Raw genomic sequence first — 15,177 nt, 5'->3', positions numbered from 1 at the left:
CATGTTTGTGACACGTAAACGTTTTATTGCGACCGAGAATCAGCTGCAGAGCTGTCGGCAACAGCTGGCCGCGCGCCACGACGAGTTGATGGCCATTCGCCAGGCTGCGTCCTCACGCGGTGGTATTTACAAGTGCATTCTTGAGTGCCGCGAGGTGGCCCACGAAATGCGTGAGCAATTGCCTGCAGATCAGCAAGGTCACAGTCCATACCTGTTCGATAAGCTGGCGCTTATCGACAGTCTGCTGAGCACCCTTGCGGCGTTATTACCGCCGCAGGATGAGGCGCGCCCCACCGCCGGGATCGTTGCAGCCGGTGATGTGCAAGAGATTTACCGGGGAACCGACTGGGCAACTCATTGCCAGGAGCGTCGCGCATGACCCGTTGCTGGCTTTCGGTGTTACTGGTTGTGGCAGGTGTGTTTTCAGCGCCCTCTCAGGCGGCGGATGCAGCCTGTCAGGGGCGTTTTGTCAACCCGATCACCGATATCTGCTGGCGCTGCATCTTCCCGCTCTCGATCGGCAGCATTCCGGTCGGCAAGGGGGATTTGCCTGATACCGCCAATCCGGGCAGCCCCATCCAGTTTTGCCCGGCGCCGCCGCCGATTTTTCAGCGTATCGGGATGGCGATGGGGTACTGGGAGCCGATGGCCATGACTGACGTGACCCGTTCGCCCGGCTGCATGGTCAACCTGGGCGGTTTCAGCGTCAACCTCGGCAAGATTGGCACCGGCACCGGCGGCAGCAGTGGCAAAGGGGATGTGACCACCGCGTTCTATCACGTCCACTGGTACAAGTACCCGCTGACTTACTGGCTGAACATCATCACCTCCGCGGGCTGCTTGCAGGGCGGTGATATGGACATCGCCTACCTGTCGGAAATCGACCCGACCTGGGTGGACAGCAGCCTGACCACCATTCTCAACCCGGAGGCGGTGGTCTTTGCCAACCCGCTGGCGCAGGGCGCCTGCGCGGCCGATGCCATTGCCAGCGGCTTCCATCTGCCGATCGACGCATTGTTCTGGTGCGCCGGCAGTCAGGGTTCGATGTACCCGTTCAACGGCTGGGTCGCCAAGGAAATCAGTCCGCTGCAGTCGTCGGTGTTGGTCTCGGAAAAGATGGCGTTCAAGCTGCACCGACAGGGGCAAATCATGGAGTCCATCGGCAAAGACCGGGCGGTCTGTTTCGAGTACCCGTCGCCGATCATGCCGAAAGAGCGCTGGCGTTATCAGATGGTGAACATGTACCCGGACAGCGCGCGCTGTCACCCAATGGGGCGCAGCGTGATGCGCTGGGAGGTGGGCCACAATTCGCCGGCCAGTAAGAAGAACTTTGGCTACGTCATGTGGCGCAAGCGCAACTGCGTATTTTTATAGGGAGTTACCCATGCTTATTCACCATAGTTCGATGTTGTGGTTCGTTGTGTTCGGTGTGCACGTCTTTATTTTGTGGGGAATAGCCTTCCGCTTATTTGCTTCATCTTTAGCCATGTTTATTGCCTGTCTGGTCGGTTTGGCCTTCTGGGGATTGTGCGCCATTGTTTTGTCGAATCGCTTTTCTTCCTTGGAATTTTGGTCTGTGTAGGGAAGGTTAGGATGGTGATACACAGTAATGAAAGTACCACGATGAATAAACACTATTTTTTCGCCTTGGCGCTGACGCTTTCGGCGTTTTATGTGGCGAAGAGTTGGGCTGCAGATAGCGCCGCACCTGTCGGCGAGATGACGATTGCACAGCAACAGGCGGCAGCCCAGGTAGACAGCAACCGGGCTTGGCTGCGCGAGCAGGAAAAGCGCTCGGCCGATCTGCACAAAAACACCCCGGTGCCGGAGTTCCTGCGTAATCAGCCCCCGCGTTCGCTGGCGCAGGACGACCAGTCCTTTATCGACCAGTTGGCCGCGAAGCAGCGCCAGGACGGCGCCGAGCAACCGGCCGAGGGGGCGCTGTACTTCGTGTCCTTTGGCATTCCCGAGGAGGGGATGCGCCGCATGTTGCAAGAGGCACGTCGCTTCGCCATCCCTGCCACGTTGCGCGGCATGGTGAATGGCGACATGCGTGAAACGGTGCAGCGGGTGCAAAAACTGGTGGAATCCGGCGGTATTGATGGCGTGCAAATCGACCCGCAGCCCTACAGCCAGTTCGGCGTGACAGCTGTACCGGCGTTGGTCGTGCGCTGCGCGGCCGGTTTCGATGTGGTGCGCGGCAACCTGCTGATGGAACAGGCGCTGAAGAAGATTGCTAAAGACGGTGACTGTGCCGCTACCGCTCAGGCGTTGCTGGATAAGGGGGACGGAAAATGACCCTCCTGGCGAAGTCTCTGCCCGGTCTGCTGGCGACACATGCCCTGGTGCTGGGGACGTTTATCTTCTCGGTTGGAGACTGCCGGGCGGAAGGTGATGACGTGTTTCAGACTGGCAGCGAGTTTGCCAAACAAATCGCCGGACAGGGCACTGGAACGCTCCAGAACATAAACCCGGCCAACGTGCTGCCGAACTACACCGACAATCCGAAAGAGAAAGGCTACTACGGCGGCGTGACGGCCGGGGATGCCAACAACCTCAAAACCGACGGCGGTTCGGCCTGGAGCCGGACCGCGGTGGGGCAAGCGGTGACCGATTCGGTGCTTAAAAAACCCAAGGAGCCGATTTCGCACGATGCGCCCTTTATCCAGGCCGGCAAGGAAATTGAAGGCAAGGCCGAGAGCATCGTCGGCAAGACCGGCCCGGATTGCAAGGCTGAGCAGGTGACGCGCAGTGAGTTCACCCACCATGTGTGCGAGCGCGATACGGCGGTGATGCGTACCTGTGAGCGCGCCACCGACATCGGTGGCCACCATGAGACCCGTTATGAAGACCGCAGCACGTACATCGACAAATCGATGATCCGTTGGTGGAAAGAGGGCAACCGCATTCACGGCACCTTTACCGCGCCGTTTACCGGCAAGCTCAATGCGGGGGCGATATACCTTGAACTGCAGAATGATCTGCACAGCTATGGTGTGCCGCTGGCCTTTTCACTGCTGGGTAATGAGGTGCGTTATGGCCGTCAGGACTGGGGTAGCCGTCCACTGAAAGTCGGAAACGTCACGCTCACGCAAGGCCAGCAGGTCGACATTTTCCTCACTATGGACCCCGGTGGCCACCTGGATACCTTTCTCGATGCGATGGTCAGGCAGCTGAGTGGCGGCGGGGGCGGCTCACCGATGGTGTTTTACGTGAAGTTCGACGGCAGTTCGTCGGTGCAGGTTTGGGTACCGACCACGTCGACGCCGGCAGACTGTCCACTGGCGCAGGAAGCCGGGGCGGTGAAGGTCAATACCGTCTGCAGTGAGCCGGGCGGCGAACGCACGGTCACGGTGAACGGCCAGACCTACCCGGTGTGGGCCAGCTGCTGGCGTTTTACCGACACCTATCGGCTGCAGGAGGCCGGCCAGGGCAGCTGCGAAGCTTATGCCAAGGATCCGGCCTGCACTATCGCCACGCACGGCTGCGCCTTCTCCGATGAGTATGGCCAGTGCCTGCACGAGAACGTGACCTACTCCTGTGAAACCCGCACCACTGGGAACGTGATGTTGTGCGGCGGTCAGATGTACTGCCTCGACGGTGAGTGCGACAAGGCGCAAAAGGGCACCCAGGGTAATGACTTTGCGCACGTCGTCTCCGAGCTGGCCGCGGTGGCGGCCGCCGGCAAGGACGTGGCGGCGCTGAACGGTATCGATGTGCGCGCCTTCACCGGCAAGGGGCAGTCCTGCCGCAAGGCGTTTGCCGGTTTCAGCGATTGTTGCAAGGACTCCGGGTGGGGTAACAGCGTCGGGCTGGCGCACTGCAACAGCGAAGAGAAGGCGCTGGGCAAGGCGAAAGAGAACAAGCTGACGGTCAGCGTCGGCGAATACTGCAGCAAGAAAGCGCTGGGTGTCTGCCTGCAGAAGAAACGCAGCTACTGCCAGTTCGACAGCAAGCTGGCGCAGATTGTTCAGCAGCAGGGGCGCGCGTGGCAGCTGGGTATCGGCTTTGGTGGCGCAAAATCACCGGACTGCCGGGGCATTACCGTGGATGAGCTGCAGCGCATCAACTTTGACCAGCTGGACTTTGCCAATTTCTATGAAGACCTGATGAAAAACCAGAAGGTGCCGGAAGACACGGCCCTGCTGGAGAAAGTGAAACAACAGATTGCACAACGTATGCAGGAGGCGGCCAAGTGAAAACGCGCGGGACTTCAAATTTCAATTTGGCGGCACTCGGGTTGGCCAACCGCAGGGCGGCAGCGCTATTGGGCCTGAGCCTGCTGGGCGCGGTGTTCTCCGCGCAGGCCGGCGGCTGGCAGTGGTATGAGCGGGAGGCCAAACCTGCTGCTGACGATATGCCACCGCCAGCGGCAACCCCAACCGCACCGGCCGGCGCACTGCAAAAGCTGCAGTTGCTGCAGCAGTCGCTCAAAGAGCGACTGGCAGACGCCATCCTGTACCCCAGCACGGAGAACTTCGTGAAATTTTTCCAGATGCAGAACTACTTTACCCAGCAGGCGGGACTGTTTGAGCGTTCCGCGCAGCGCGCGTTTTTAGCGCACCCGGAGTTGGATTACAACCTCAAATACAGTCACTACAACGGCACGGTGAAAAACCAGCTGGCCGCCGACTTTGCTGCGCAGCGCGAGGCCATCGGCAAAATGGCGCAGCAGTATGGGCTGATGCTGTTCTATCGCGGCGCTGAGCCGATCGACGGTCAGCTGGTCAGCGTGGTAAAGGGCTTTCGGGACAGCTACGGGCTGTCAGTGGTGCCGGTGACTATCGACGGGGTGGTCAACCCTGCGATGCCGGAGAGCCGGCGCGATGCGGGACAGTCACAGCGGCTGGGCATCAGCCACTTCCCGGCGCTGGTGCTGGTTGACCCGCGCAGCGGCGCGGTCAAACCGCTGGCCTATGGCTTTATCAGCCAGGACGATCTGGCCAAACAGTTCCTGAACGTTTTTACCGACTTCAAACCCAATTATTAAGGAGCGTTGAATGCGTAAATTTAAATTCCCTGACATCGACGCGACCGGCGCTTGGCTCGTGGCATTCGGGATCTGGTTCCATATCGTGGCCGGCTTGGTGCCCCGGGCGCCGGACATGGCGGTGACGCTTGCTGAGTTCATCGCGCTCGTCCTGACGGTGTGCGGTGGCTACAAAATCCTCGATGAGCTGGCTCGCGTCCCCAAACGGCAGCGTGAGGAGGCGGAAAAACAAGCCTACATCGCGGCACATCGTGAACAAGCACTGTCGCCGGCGGACGCTGTGGCGTCTACTGACGAGCAGCACCCGACCGGGGAGGTACAAAATGCGGATCGCTAACATCGCCTGGCTGGCACTGCTGTTAACCGGGCTGGCGCACGGCTCCACGATTGATGAGATAGCGGCGCTGCAGAAAAACGCCGGTGTCAATCGGTCGCAATCAGCGACGTCCGTCCCCGCACCGCCGCCGGCGTCAGCGCCGCGCTGGTTTACGCTCAGCAACGGCGCGCGCGTCAACCTCAATGACTGGAAGGTGGTGCTGTTCATGCAGGGGCACTGCCCGTATTGCCACCAGTTTGATCCGTTGCTGAAATCATTGTCGGAGCGGATCGGCTTTTCCGTGTTCGCCTACACCTTTGACGGCCAGGGTGATGCCGCGTTCCCGGAGGCCATTCCGGCGCCGCCGGAGGTGATGCGCACCTTCTTCCCCGGCTTGCCGGTGGCCTCGCCGACAACGTTTTTGGTGAACGTCAATACGCTGGCGACTTACCCGATGATCCAGGGGGCCAGCGATGAACGCGGCTTTATGGCGCGATTGGATACCGTGTTACAGGAAGCGACGTTAAGAGGTGATCATCGTGAATAAATCAGAACGTCACATTATCAGTGCTGAGCAGGGCGCAGGGTCTCCCGAACAGCGTATTGCCAAAGCGCGTGTGGAGTACAAGCGTGATAGCGCGCGGCTTACTGTCTTTCTTCATATGACGGTAATGTTTTTCGTGGCAGCCGTTGCGCTCTGGGTGGTCAGCCACTGGTGGTTTGGGGTGGTCTTTACCGACAGTCACCCAGCCTCCGATTCACGCATGTTTTACGTGATGAATATGTGGAATGTACTGATGTACTTCATTCCTGGCATGTTTGCCGCACTGTCAGCCGGGTGCCTCGCCGTCGTGCTGGTCTTTGAGAGTCTGGGGTTGCTTAGCCTTTATACCACCCTGCTGTGGCAAAAGTGTTGCATTTACCGCCAGTCTCGCCTGCGCCGGGAGGATGCATGAAATTACGTGCCCTCTTTATCTGCCTGACTTTGGGGGGGGCGACCTGTGCGCCGGCCGTCGCCGACATGAACAGCGACATGAACCAGTTTTTTGACAAGCTGGGCTTTGCGTCCAACACCACGGCACCGGCGGTCTGGCAGGGGCAGGCCGCCGGTTATGCGTCGGGCGGTTCGATTTACGCCCGCACTGGCGTCAAACAAATTCAGCTGATCTCGATGTCGTTGCCAGATATCAATGCCGGCTGCGGCGGCATTGATGCGTATCTGGGGGCGTTCAGCTTTATCAACGGCGAGTCGCTGCAGCGTTTTTCCAAACAGATCATGTCCAACGCCGCCGGCTACTTCTTCGATGTGGCGCTGCAGACCACTGTGCCGGAGCTGAAAGACGCCAAAGACTTCATCCAGAAAATGGCCAGCGACATCAATGGCATGAACATGAGCAGTTGCCAGGCGGCACAGGGCATTGTCGGCGGGCTGTTCCCGCGCACGCAGGTCTATCAGAAGAAAATCTGCCAGGACATTGCCGGCGAATCCAACATTTTCGCCGACTGGGCCGCGTCACAGCAGGGCTGCACCGTGGGCGGGAAAATGAATTCGGTATTGGATAAGGCCGGCGACAAAGACAAGGAACGCATCTCCAGGAATATCAACATCATGTGGGATGCGTTATCCAAAAACCGGATGTTCGACGGCAACAAGGAACTGAAGGAGTTTGTGATGACGCTGACCGGCTCGCTGGTATTCGGCCCCAACGGCGAAATCACGCCGCTGCCGCCGCGCACGACCGAGCAGAGCATCATCAAGGCACTGATGGAGGGGGGCACCGCCAAAATCTATCACTGTAACGACAGCGACAAGTGCCTGAAGGTGGTGGCTGACACCGATGTCACCATCAGCAGTGACAAGGCCCTGAAAGGGCAAATCAAGAATATGCTGATGAGCATCGAGAACAAGGCACGCAGCGACGATAAGTTGAGCGACGAGGAAAAAGGGCTGATTTCCAGCACGCATGTACCGTTGCTGACTTACCTGACCGATCCGCAGATGAACGGGGTGTCCAACGCGATGGTGCACCAGCTGGCCGACTACGTGGGGTTCGACATTCTGATGCAGTACCTGCAGGAGTTGATGGGCGGCGCGCGCGCCATGCTGGCGACCGGGAACTACCCGCAGTCGACTATCGACGTGATTAATTTCAATTTCACGCAGGCCGGGCAGCTTATCGCTTCCCTGCAATCGCGCGTGCAGGTGCAGACCGATGCCCTGCTGGTTGTCGAGCAGCAGATGCGTTACATGCGCCAGCAGGTGTCGGCACGCCTGCTGACACGTTACCAGAACAACTATCAGTTCGGGGAGGCGCAATAGCATGACGGAAATCTATGTCATCGGCGGCTCGGAGTGGCTGGCGCAGAACCTTAACGCGGTCGCGGCCTTTATGCAGACCGATACCTGGGACTGGATACGGAATTTTGCGGTGGCCATCAGCGTGCTGGTACTGGGCGCGCGGTATACCGCCCGCCGCGACCTGATGGATATCCTGGGCTGGGTGTTTGTGCTGATGTTCTCCTCGGCGTTGCTGACCAAGGCGCAGCCGGTGCAAATCATCGATCTGTCCAATCAGCGTTCGATTCAGCGGGTGGCCAATTTACCGCTGGGGATCGTGTTGCCGGCCACCATCATCACCCGCATCGGTTACGCCATGGTGCTGGGTTACGAAATGGTGTTCAGCCAGCCGGATGCGGTGACCTACAGCAAAACCGGCATGCTGTTCGGCGCGTCTCTGGTAGCAAAAAGCACCGATTTCACCTCGCGCAACCCGGAACTGAGTGACCTGTTCAGCGATTACGTACAAAACTGCGTGGTGGGCGACATGCTGCTAAACCGCAAGTACAGCTTTGATGAGTTGATGAATTCGCCCGATCCGTACACGTTGATTTTCAGCCGCCCCAGCCCGCTGCGCGGCGTGTTCAACAAGGACGGCCGCTTCCAGACGTGTGAGGAGGTTGCCGGACCACTCAAGAATCTGCTTGTCCACGATACCAGTAGTACCGGTCAGACCTTCCTTTATTATGCGAACCGCCTGTTTGGCAGTCGCCCGGACAGTAATCAGTTGTTCGCTCAACTGCTGGGGAACAGCTACCAGTATTTTTACCAGAACCAGAAGACGGCCAGCGACATCATCAAGCAGAACATCGTCATGAACGCCCTGCGCAGCGGCATCATGAGCTACTCGGCGCGCAGCGGTGACACGGCGGGCATGCTCAACATCGCCAGCACGTCGGCCATCGAGAAGCAGCGCCTGTCCCAGGCCACGCTCGGGCAGGTGATGATGCGCTCCTTACCGCTGCTGCAGGTCATCCTGATTGGCATGATGATGGGGATGTTCCCCATTCTGGTGGTTGTCGGCATGGTGAATCAGGGCAAGGAAGTGGCCAAATACTATGTGTTCGGCTGGCTGTGGGTGATGAGTTGGCCGCTGTTGTTCGCCATTCTCAACAGCGCGATGGCCTTTTACGGCCAAAAGGCCGGCTCGCCCGTGGTGCTGAGCAATCTGTCCACGGTGAAATTGAACTACTCCGATCTGGCCAATACCGCCGGCTATATCTCCGGCATGATCCCGTTTATCTCCTGGTATATCGCCAAAGGGCTGGGGCAGGGGCTGATGAGCGTCAGCCACAGCATGACGGGTGCCTACCAGAGTTCGGCGTTGTCGTCGGCGATGAGCGTGTCGGATGCCAACTACAGCTTCAACAACATGCAAACCGACAATGTGCAGGGTAACACCTGGGATACCAACAGCAGCGTGCGTGCGGGCCAAATGACCGCGCAGCTGCCGACCGGTGGTGCGCAGACCCGCACGAGCGATGGCAGCATTGTCTGGGATGCGAGCGGTGCGATGTCCAAATTGCCGGTCGATATTGGTGTGACGAAGCAGATTGCGACCGCGCAGCAGGAAATGGCGCGGGAAGCCGAGACCCAGGCGCAGACATCCATGCAGGGCTTCAACAGCAATATCAGCAGCGCCTGGACGCAACTGTCGCAGTTTACCGGCCAGCGTGGCAGCAGCGACAGCATGACCACCGGTGCCGACACGTCGCAAAACAGCCAGTCCAGCATCGCGGCACACAAAATGGCGAGCGCGGTGGAAAGTTATGCCAAGGCCAACAACATCAGTAAGGAACAGGCGACCCAAGAGCTGGCTGCAAGAGCCACTGATAAATCAGCGGGATTTGATGCAAGAGTTGGCGTTCGTGGTTCTGCCGGGCTAAGAGTGTTGGGAACTGGGGCGACGTTAGAAGGATATGGTGGAGGCAACGCCGGAATTAAATGGTCCGATTCTGAATCTCATTCTGCGAGGAGTGGAACGCGGGCGAGTGATGATACCCGTCACGACCAGAGCGCCCAGGCTGTGGCTGACTTTAAGGAAGGGATGGATTATCTGACGAGTCAACGCACCAGTCAGTCCGGCAGCCATACGGATAACAATGCAGACTCGCGCATTGATCAGCTTTCCTCGTCCTTGTCAGGCGCCAAAAGCAGCTACGAACAATACAGCAGAGCACATACCCGCAGTCAGGAACTGTCGCAGCAGGCTTCTCGTACCGAGAGCCTCAGCGGCGATATGCGCGAGAACCTGAGCCAGCAGTTTGCGCAGTACGTGATGGACAAAGCTCCGAATGATGCCGGCAACATTCTGACCGGCCAAACGCGGGAAGCCGTTGCCGCGCGTCAGTCGCTTGCGCGTGGTTTTGTGCGCGAACAGGTGGCATCGCAGGTCGATGCACGATATCAGTCCAATAGCAGTACGCTTGGCGCAGGCATGGGGTCTGTTGGCGGTGCTGGCTCCGGCCATGATATTCAGGCTGATTATAACAAACACCAGCGTGCGGTTGAAAATAGAACCTCACAAGCCGGTATACGTAATGATGTGGGGGCTCAGGTTAATGGCATGGTTGATAATAACCATGCAGCCCTACAAAAAGTTCAGTCAGATATTCATAGCCAACAGCAAAATGTTGAAGGGCAGAGAAACGAACTGCAGCAACATCATTCATCAGAACGAACCGCACAAAATAAAAAATATAATCTTGAAAAAGAGAAGCAGGAAAGTATAACTGGAGCCAGCAGTAAAGATGAAATGATGGAGCAAGCAAAGTTTATGCAAGATAAATTCAATAGAGTGCGGGGTGGTAAATGATAGTTACGCATAAAATAGTTCAACAAGAAGCTACAGAGTTAAAAAACATTCTTAATTCTGGGGATGTTCAAATTCCTGATTTCTGGAGTTGTGCATGGCCTTGTTTGGCGCTCATTTCATGGCTTGTCTGCATTCCTCTGGTTGCCTTTGGAGTTACCACTGGCATATCAGATGATGAGGCATTTTTGTCAATTTTTGATGCCTTTTTTGGGTTTTTGCTATCAATGATGCTTTTTAGCATGAGAAGTTTTTATCTGTCGATACCTGCATCTTTTCGCAATACCTCCAAAGTGCTGGGTTTGTTAGTTAAGAAAGTGCGAATATATATATTGGTTGCGGCCATTTTAAATTTACTCTGTATGGTTTTCGCTATCCGCACTAACCTAGGAACTCTTGGGTATCATGTGCCTAATATATTTATATTATGCATTATTGGTTTTGTCTTCTCTGCTGATATCGGACGTTATCGCCTGTCTGCATTTACCGCCGCTCTGGAGCTTATTAAATCCCGCAAACAGGGAGGTGAGTAAAGTAACGGTGGCTAAGATCTCTGCCAAAAACACCAGTCAGGAACTGTCGCAGCAGGCTTCGCGTACCGAGAGCCTCAGTGGCGATATGCGCGAGAACCTGAGCCAGCAGTTTGCGCAGTACGTGATGGACAAGGCACCGAATGATGCCGGCAACATTTTGACCGGCCAATCGCGGGAAGCCGTTGCTGCACGTCAGTCGCTTGCACGTGATTTTGCGCGCGAACAGGCGGCATCGCAGGTCGATGCACAATATCAGTCCAATAGCGGTACGCTTGGCGTAGGCATGGGGTCTGTTGGCGGTGCTGGCTCCGGCCATGATATTCAGGCTGATTATAACAAACACCAGAGTGTGGTTGAAAATAGAACCTCACAAGCCGGTATACGCAATGATGTGGGGGCTCAGGTTAATGGCATGGTTGATAATAACCATGCAGCCCTACAAAAAGTTCAGTCAGATATTCATAGGCAACAGCAAAATGTTGAAGGGCAGAGAAACGAGCTGCAGCAACATCATTCATCAGAACGAACCGCACAAAATAAAAAATATAATCTTGAAAAAGAGAAGAAGGAAAGTATAACTGGAGCCAGCAGTAAAGATGAAATGATGGCGCAGGCAAAGGCCATGCAAGATAAATTCAATAGAGATCGGGGTGGTAAATGATGGTTACTCATAAGATGGTTACTCATAAGATAATAAAAGATGAGGCTGCACAGTTGAAAGAACTGATGGATGAACAACTTGAGATACCATCATTCTTTTCTTGTGTTAAACCTGCACTACTATTGGAAGCCTGGATGGTTTTATGCCCACTGATTAGTTTCTTTTTGGCTAATCAAAGTGATTCGGAATTACTCAGTGCAACAGGAATGAGCGCGTTTCTTGGTTTGTTAATATCAGTAAGCATTGTCAATGGACGGAGTTTGTATCTCTCATTGCCAGTTCAATTTAGAGAGCATTCGCAAGTGTTGGTGTTGTTAAGTAAAAAAATAAAAAACTACGCGATGGTATTTTTATCACTGGTACTGATATTGTCGGTTTTGGCGTCAAATAGTGCTTTAGGTTCTATAGCATATATCATACCGCTTACTTTCTTCACAGTAGTGATGGCATTCATTTTTAATATGGATATTGGCCGCTATCGTCTTTCAGCATTTACTTCGGTGTTGGAACTTCTCAAATCCCGCAAACAGGGAGGTGAGTAACTGTGGTCAGGATCTCTGCCAAAACTCATACCACCACCCTGTTGGCCCTCAGTCGATTAACTTACAGTGAACGTGAAGCCTGCATTCTGGCCGCGGCGAAAGGGGAGGGAGATGAGTTTTAACGCCAAGGACATGACGCAGGGTGGGCAGATCGCCTTTATGCGCCTGCGCATGTTTACGCAGATCGGTAATCTGATTTTCTACTGCCTGTTTATCGCCTTCTTCCTGGTGGCGATTTGCACGCTGTTGTGGCGCGTGTCCATCCAGAACCTCACGAACGGCCTGATTTATTGGTGGGTCTGGATGGTGGAAGGCTGGCCGAGCATATCGCCGTCAGAGACCATCTACCATCTGGATTATTACGGCAAGACGTTGACCTACACCGCCAAACAAGTGTTGCTCGACAGTTATGTCTCCTACTGCGGTCAACTGATCTGGCGTGAAGGGATCTTTGCCTGCCTCGTGGCGGCTGTCGTGTGTGTGGTGGGTTTTGTGGCCGCAGTGTGGATACTTGGCCGTCAGGGCAAGCAGCAGAGCGAAGATGAGATCACCGGCGGGCGAACACTTACCGATAAACCTGCGGTGGTGGCCAACATGCTCAAACGCGATGGTATGGTGTCAGACATTATTATTGACGGTCTGCCGTTGATAAAAAACAGCGAAGTTAAAAATTTCTGCATCATGGGCAGCGTCGGTACGGGTAAGTCACGGCTTTACCGCAAGCTGATGGAGTATGCCCGTAAACGCGGTGACATGGTTATCGTCTTCGACAAGTCCTGTGATTTTGTCAAAGACTACTACGATCCGCAGCACGATAAAATCCTCAACCCGCGGGATGCCCGCTGCGTCGCCTGGGATTTATGGTCGGAATGTCTGACACTCCCGGACTTTGAGAACGTCGCCGATATCCTCATCCCCATGGGCAGCAACGAAGATCCGTTCTGGCAGGGGTCGGCCCGCACCATCTTTGTGGAAGCGGCCTACCGCATGCGCAATGATGAGGACCGCAGCTACGCCAAGTTGCTCAATACGCTGTTGTCCATCGATCTGCCGCGTCTGCGCGCTTATCTGGAGGGCACGCCGGCGGCTAATCTGGTGGACGGTAAAATCGAGAAGACCGCCATTTCCATCCGCAGCGTGCTGACCAATTACGCGAAAGCGCTGCGTTACATGCAGGGCGTGGAGAAACTGGGGGCACCGTTCACCATTCGTGACTGGATGCGCGGCGTGAAGGACAACGGCAAAAACGGCTGGTTGTTCCTGACCTCCGATACCGCCAGCCACAAGGCGCTCAAACCGCTGATCTCCATGTGGCTCTCTATCGCATCACACAGCTTGTTGTCGATGGGCGAAAACCCTGACCGCCGTGTGTGGATCTTTGCCGATGAATTACCCACCCTGCACAAGCTGCCGGACTTGGTGTCCATCGTGCCGGAAGCGCGCAAGTTCGGTGGGTGCTTTGCGTTGGGATTCCAGACCTACTCACAGCTTGAAGATATCTATGGCGTCAAGGCGGCGGCCACCTTGTTCGGGGTGCTGCGTACCCGCTTCTTCTTCAGCGTACCGGATCGCGTGGGCGCCGAGTTCGCCGCCGGCGAAGTGGGTGAAAAAGAGTACCGCAAGGCCTCCGAACAGTATTCCTACGGGGCCGACCCCGTCAGGGACGGGGTGTCCGTCGGCAAGGATTTGGAACGTATGCAGCTGGTGAGCTACAGCGATATCCAGATGCTGCCTGATTTGTGCTGCTATGTGACGCTGCCGGGGCCGTACCCGGCCGTCAGGCTACAGATGGTGTACAAAAAAGTCAGGCAGGTTGCGCATCCCTATGAGCCTCGCAAAATTGATGCTGCTGCCGATGGGCGGCTTGTGTCGGCGATCGAAGCGCGGGAAGCCGAAACCGGCAATATCGATGCATTGTTCGCTGCTACCCCTATCCTGTCGGCGGAAAGTGCGAACAAACCCGCTGATGAACCTGTCTCTGCCGTGAGTGCGGCGCTGACAGAGAGCCCTGCCAGTGGAGTGACTGTTGTGTCCGCCGCTACCACCGCGACAGGGGGGCAGGAGGCCGAACTGAAACAGAAACCGGCGCTCGGTGATGATGATGCAGAACGGGGGGAGCTGCCCCCTGGGATCAGTGGCGACGGCGAAGTGGTGGACATCGCGCAATATGAAGCCTGGCAGGCGCAGCAGCAAGCCATGAGGCAGCAAACCATGCAGCGCCGGGAAGAGACCAACATCAATATCGACAGGCATCGGCGCGAGCTGGCCGAAGTTCATCATGGGGGTAGCGAACCGGGAGATGAATTCTGATGATCATCGACAAATCTGCGCAAGTGAAAAAGTCAGCACCAATCTTCGATGCGCAACCCGTCAACACGCGCAAATTCTCGTGTGTTATTGGTAACTACGATCAGCCCCTGGCTGCGGGCATGGCCGGCGATCATCACATCGAATGGGCCAATAGGGAGCCCTTGTCGGCTCAATTCGGCCCGGATTTGGCCGCTGTGCGCGGCAGCGGCGGCATCGTAATTCAGAACGTCGAGACGCGCGATGAACCCTTCGATCACCGCCAGATTACGTTCCGGTGCCTGGCTTTTTTCCGCGCCGTAAATCAGCTCCATCAACGTGACCGAACTGATGCACAGGCGAGACGTATTCAGGCTGAAGTGTTCTCTGACGTGCGCGGGCTTGTTCTTGATGGTGAAGATGCACGTGTTGGTGTCCAGCAGGTACTTCAACATCAGAACGCCTCCCGCTCTTGCATTGCGGGTTGGTCGCGTGACGTCATGAAATCGGCGCTGACATCCTCACCGTCAAACCAACTGTCCCAGCTCTCGCCGGCCGGCGTAATGATGCGCGTGCGGCCAACGGCGATGATCTCCACGCGTTTGACGTCTTCAGGCAGCGCCACCGCTTTGGGCAGCCGAACGGCTTGGCTACGGTTGCTGAGAAATACGGTTGTTTCCATGAGATACCTCCAATATT

General features: G+C 56.3%; 16 protein-coding genes. 14 read left to right on the top strand and 2 right to left on the bottom strand.

Annotated elements, in window-relative coordinates; genetic code table 11:
• The first annotated feature begins 1 nt into the window (after position 1).
• The 14 genes from JEM67_RS00200 (at position 2) to traD (ending at position 14,502) form a co-directional block, all read left to right on the top strand.
• Positions 2-379 (top strand): hypothetical protein, encoded by a 378-nt coding sequence (locus JEM67_RS00200; RefSeq protein ID WP_199635040.1) that lies wholly within the window; start codon positions 2-4, stop codon positions 377-379.
• Positions 376-1,374 carry a conjugal transfer pilus assembly protein TraU gene (traU, locus tag JEM67_RS00195; RefSeq protein WP_199635039.1) on the top strand — a complete coding sequence of 333 codons (999 nt, stop codon included), beginning with the start codon at positions 376-378 and terminating at the stop codon, positions 1,372-1,374. The genes JEM67_RS00200 and traU overlap by 4 nt, the downstream gene beginning before the upstream one ends.
• Before the next feature lie 249 nt (positions 1,375-1,623).
• On the top strand, positions 1,624-2,298 hold the full coding sequence (trbC, locus tag JEM67_RS00190; protein ID WP_233527575.1) for a type-F conjugative transfer system pilin assembly protein TrbC: 675 nt from the start codon (positions 1,624-1,626) through the stop codon (positions 2,296-2,298).
• Positions 2,295-4,199 (top strand): type-F conjugative transfer system mating-pair stabilization protein TraN, encoded by a 1,905-nt coding sequence (gene traN, locus JEM67_RS00185; protein WP_199635038.1) that lies wholly within the window; start codon positions 2,295-2,297, stop codon positions 4,197-4,199. The genes trbC and traN overlap by 4 nt, the downstream gene beginning before the upstream one ends.
• A gap of 41 nt (positions 4,200-4,240) precedes the next feature.
• On the top strand, positions 4,241-4,990 hold the full coding sequence (gene traF, locus JEM67_RS00180) for a type-F conjugative transfer system pilin assembly protein TraF (RefSeq protein WP_370576133.1): 750 nt from the start codon (positions 4,241-4,243) through the stop codon (positions 4,988-4,990).
• A 10-nt stretch (positions 4,991-5,000) separates the two neighbouring features.
• Positions 5,001-5,327, top strand: coding sequence for a type-F conjugative transfer system pilin chaperone TraQ (locus tag JEM67_RS00175; protein ID WP_199635036.1), 327 nt, complete (start codon positions 5,001-5,003; stop codon positions 5,325-5,327).
• Positions 5,314-5,853 carry a type-F conjugative transfer system pilin assembly thiol-disulfide isomerase TrbB gene (trbB, locus tag JEM67_RS00170; protein WP_199635035.1) on the top strand — a complete coding sequence of 180 codons (540 nt, stop codon included), beginning with the start codon at positions 5,314-5,316 and terminating at the stop codon, positions 5,851-5,853. Before JEM67_RS00175 ends, trbB begins: the two co-directional genes overlap by 14 nt.
• The gene (locus JEM67_RS00165) at positions 5,846-6,262 is read left to right on the top strand and encodes a hypothetical protein (protein ID WP_199635034.1); all 417 of its coding nucleotides are present in this window, start codon (positions 5,846-5,848) and stop codon (positions 6,260-6,262) included. Before trbB ends, JEM67_RS00165 begins: the two co-directional genes overlap by 8 nt.
• Positions 6,259-7,626 (top strand): conjugal transfer pilus assembly protein TraH, encoded by a 1,368-nt coding sequence (gene traH, locus JEM67_RS00160; protein ID WP_199635033.1) that lies wholly within the window; start codon positions 6,259-6,261, stop codon positions 7,624-7,626. Before JEM67_RS00165 ends, traH begins: the two co-directional genes overlap by 4 nt.
• A 1-nt stretch (position 7,627) precedes the next feature.
• A complete protein-coding gene (gene traG / locus JEM67_RS00155) occupies positions 7,628-10,459 on the top strand; it encodes a conjugal transfer mating-pair stabilization protein TraG (RefSeq protein WP_199635032.1) in 2,832 nt (943 codons plus the stop codon).
• Positions 10,456-10,989, top strand: coding sequence for a hypothetical protein (locus JEM67_RS00150; RefSeq protein WP_199635031.1), 534 nt, complete (start codon positions 10,456-10,458; stop codon positions 10,987-10,989). Before traG ends, JEM67_RS00150 begins: the two co-directional genes overlap by 4 nt.
• A 7-nt stretch (positions 10,990-10,996) precedes the next feature.
• Positions 10,997-11,650 carry a hypothetical protein gene (locus JEM67_RS00145; RefSeq protein ID WP_199635030.1) on the top strand — a complete coding sequence of 218 codons (654 nt, stop codon included), beginning with the start codon at positions 10,997-10,999 and terminating at the stop codon, positions 11,648-11,650.
• Positions 11,647-12,192 (top strand): hypothetical protein, encoded by a 546-nt coding sequence (locus tag JEM67_RS00140; protein WP_199635029.1) that lies wholly within the window; start codon positions 11,647-11,649, stop codon positions 12,190-12,192. Before JEM67_RS00145 ends, JEM67_RS00140 begins: the two co-directional genes overlap by 4 nt.
• Positions 12,193-12,303: 111 nt before the next feature.
• The gene (gene traD / locus JEM67_RS00135) at positions 12,304-14,502 is read left to right on the top strand and encodes a type IV conjugative transfer system coupling protein TraD (protein WP_199635028.1); all 2,199 of its coding nucleotides are present in this window, start codon (positions 12,304-12,306) and stop codon (positions 14,500-14,502) included.
• A gap of 32 nt (positions 14,503-14,534) precedes the next feature.
• Here traD and vapC read toward each other — a convergent pair whose 3' ends face one another.
• Together vapC and vapB are read right to left on the bottom strand one after the other, a co-directional pair.
• Positions 14,535-14,933 carry a type II toxin-antitoxin system tRNA(fMet)-specific endonuclease VapC gene (gene vapC, locus JEM67_RS00130; RefSeq protein ID WP_199635027.1) on the bottom strand — a complete coding sequence of 133 codons (399 nt, stop codon included), beginning with the start codon at positions 14,931-14,933 and terminating at the stop codon, positions 14,535-14,537.
• Positions 14,933-15,160: a toxin-antitoxin system antitoxin VapB gene (gene vapB / locus JEM67_RS00125; RefSeq protein ID WP_199635026.1), complete on the bottom strand. Its 228-nt coding sequence runs from the start codon at positions 15,158-15,160 to the stop codon at positions 14,933-14,935. The genes vapC and vapB overlap by 1 nt, the downstream gene beginning before the upstream one ends.
• Positions 15,161-15,177: the final 17 nt, after the last annotated feature.

The sequence above is a fragment of the Serratia sp. PAMC26656 genome, from assembly GCF_016469055.2.
GTDB lineage: Bacteria > Pseudomonadota > Gammaproteobacteria > Enterobacterales > Enterobacteriaceae > Serratia > Serratia plymuthica.
Note: the sequence above shows the minus strand (reverse complement) of the source record. Positions and strands in the feature narration are given on the sequence as shown.

Bases quoted from the DNA above. Each gene is read 5' to 3' on its own strand.
- JEM67_RS00200 (WP_199635040.1), top strand. From the start codon at position 2: ATGTTTGTGACACGTAAACGTTTTATTGCGACCGAGAATCAGCTGCAG.
- traU (WP_199635039.1), top strand. From the start codon at position 376: ATGACCCGTTGCTGGCTTTCGGTGTTACTGGTTGTGGCAGGTGTGTTT.
- trbC (WP_233527575.1), top strand. From the start codon at position 1,624: ATGAATAAACACTATTTTTTCGCCTTGGCGCTGACGCTTTCGGCGTTT.
- traN (WP_199635038.1), top strand. From the start codon at position 2,295: ATGACCCTCCTGGCGAAGTCTCTGCCCGGTCTGCTGGCGACACATGCC.
- JEM67_RS00175 (WP_199635036.1), top strand. From the start codon at position 5,001: ATGCGTAAATTTAAATTCCCTGACATCGACGCGACCGGCGCTTGGCTC.
- trbB (WP_199635035.1), top strand. From the start codon at position 5,314: ATGCGGATCGCTAACATCGCCTGGCTGGCACTGCTGTTAACCGGGCTG.
- traH (WP_199635033.1), top strand. From the start codon at position 6,259: ATGAAATTACGTGCCCTCTTTATCTGCCTGACTTTGGGGGGGGCGACC.
- traG (WP_199635032.1), top strand. From the start codon at position 7,628: ATGACGGAAATCTATGTCATCGGCGGCTCGGAGTGGCTGGCGCAGAAC.
- JEM67_RS00150 (WP_199635031.1), top strand. From the start codon at position 10,456: ATGATAGTTACGCATAAAATAGTTCAACAAGAAGCTACAGAGTTAAAA.
- JEM67_RS00140 (WP_199635029.1), top strand. From the start codon at position 11,647: ATGATGGTTACTCATAAGATGGTTACTCATAAGATAATAAAAGATGAG.
- traD (WP_199635028.1), top strand. From the start codon at position 12,304: ATGAGTTTTAACGCCAAGGACATGACGCAGGGTGGGCAGATCGCCTTT.
- vapC (WP_199635027.1), bottom strand. From the start codon at position 14,933: ATGTTGAAGTACCTGCTGGACACCAACACGTGCATCTTCACCATCAAG.
- vapB (WP_199635026.1), bottom strand. From the start codon at position 15,160: ATGGAAACAACCGTATTTCTCAGCAACCGTAGCCAAGCCGTTCGGCTG.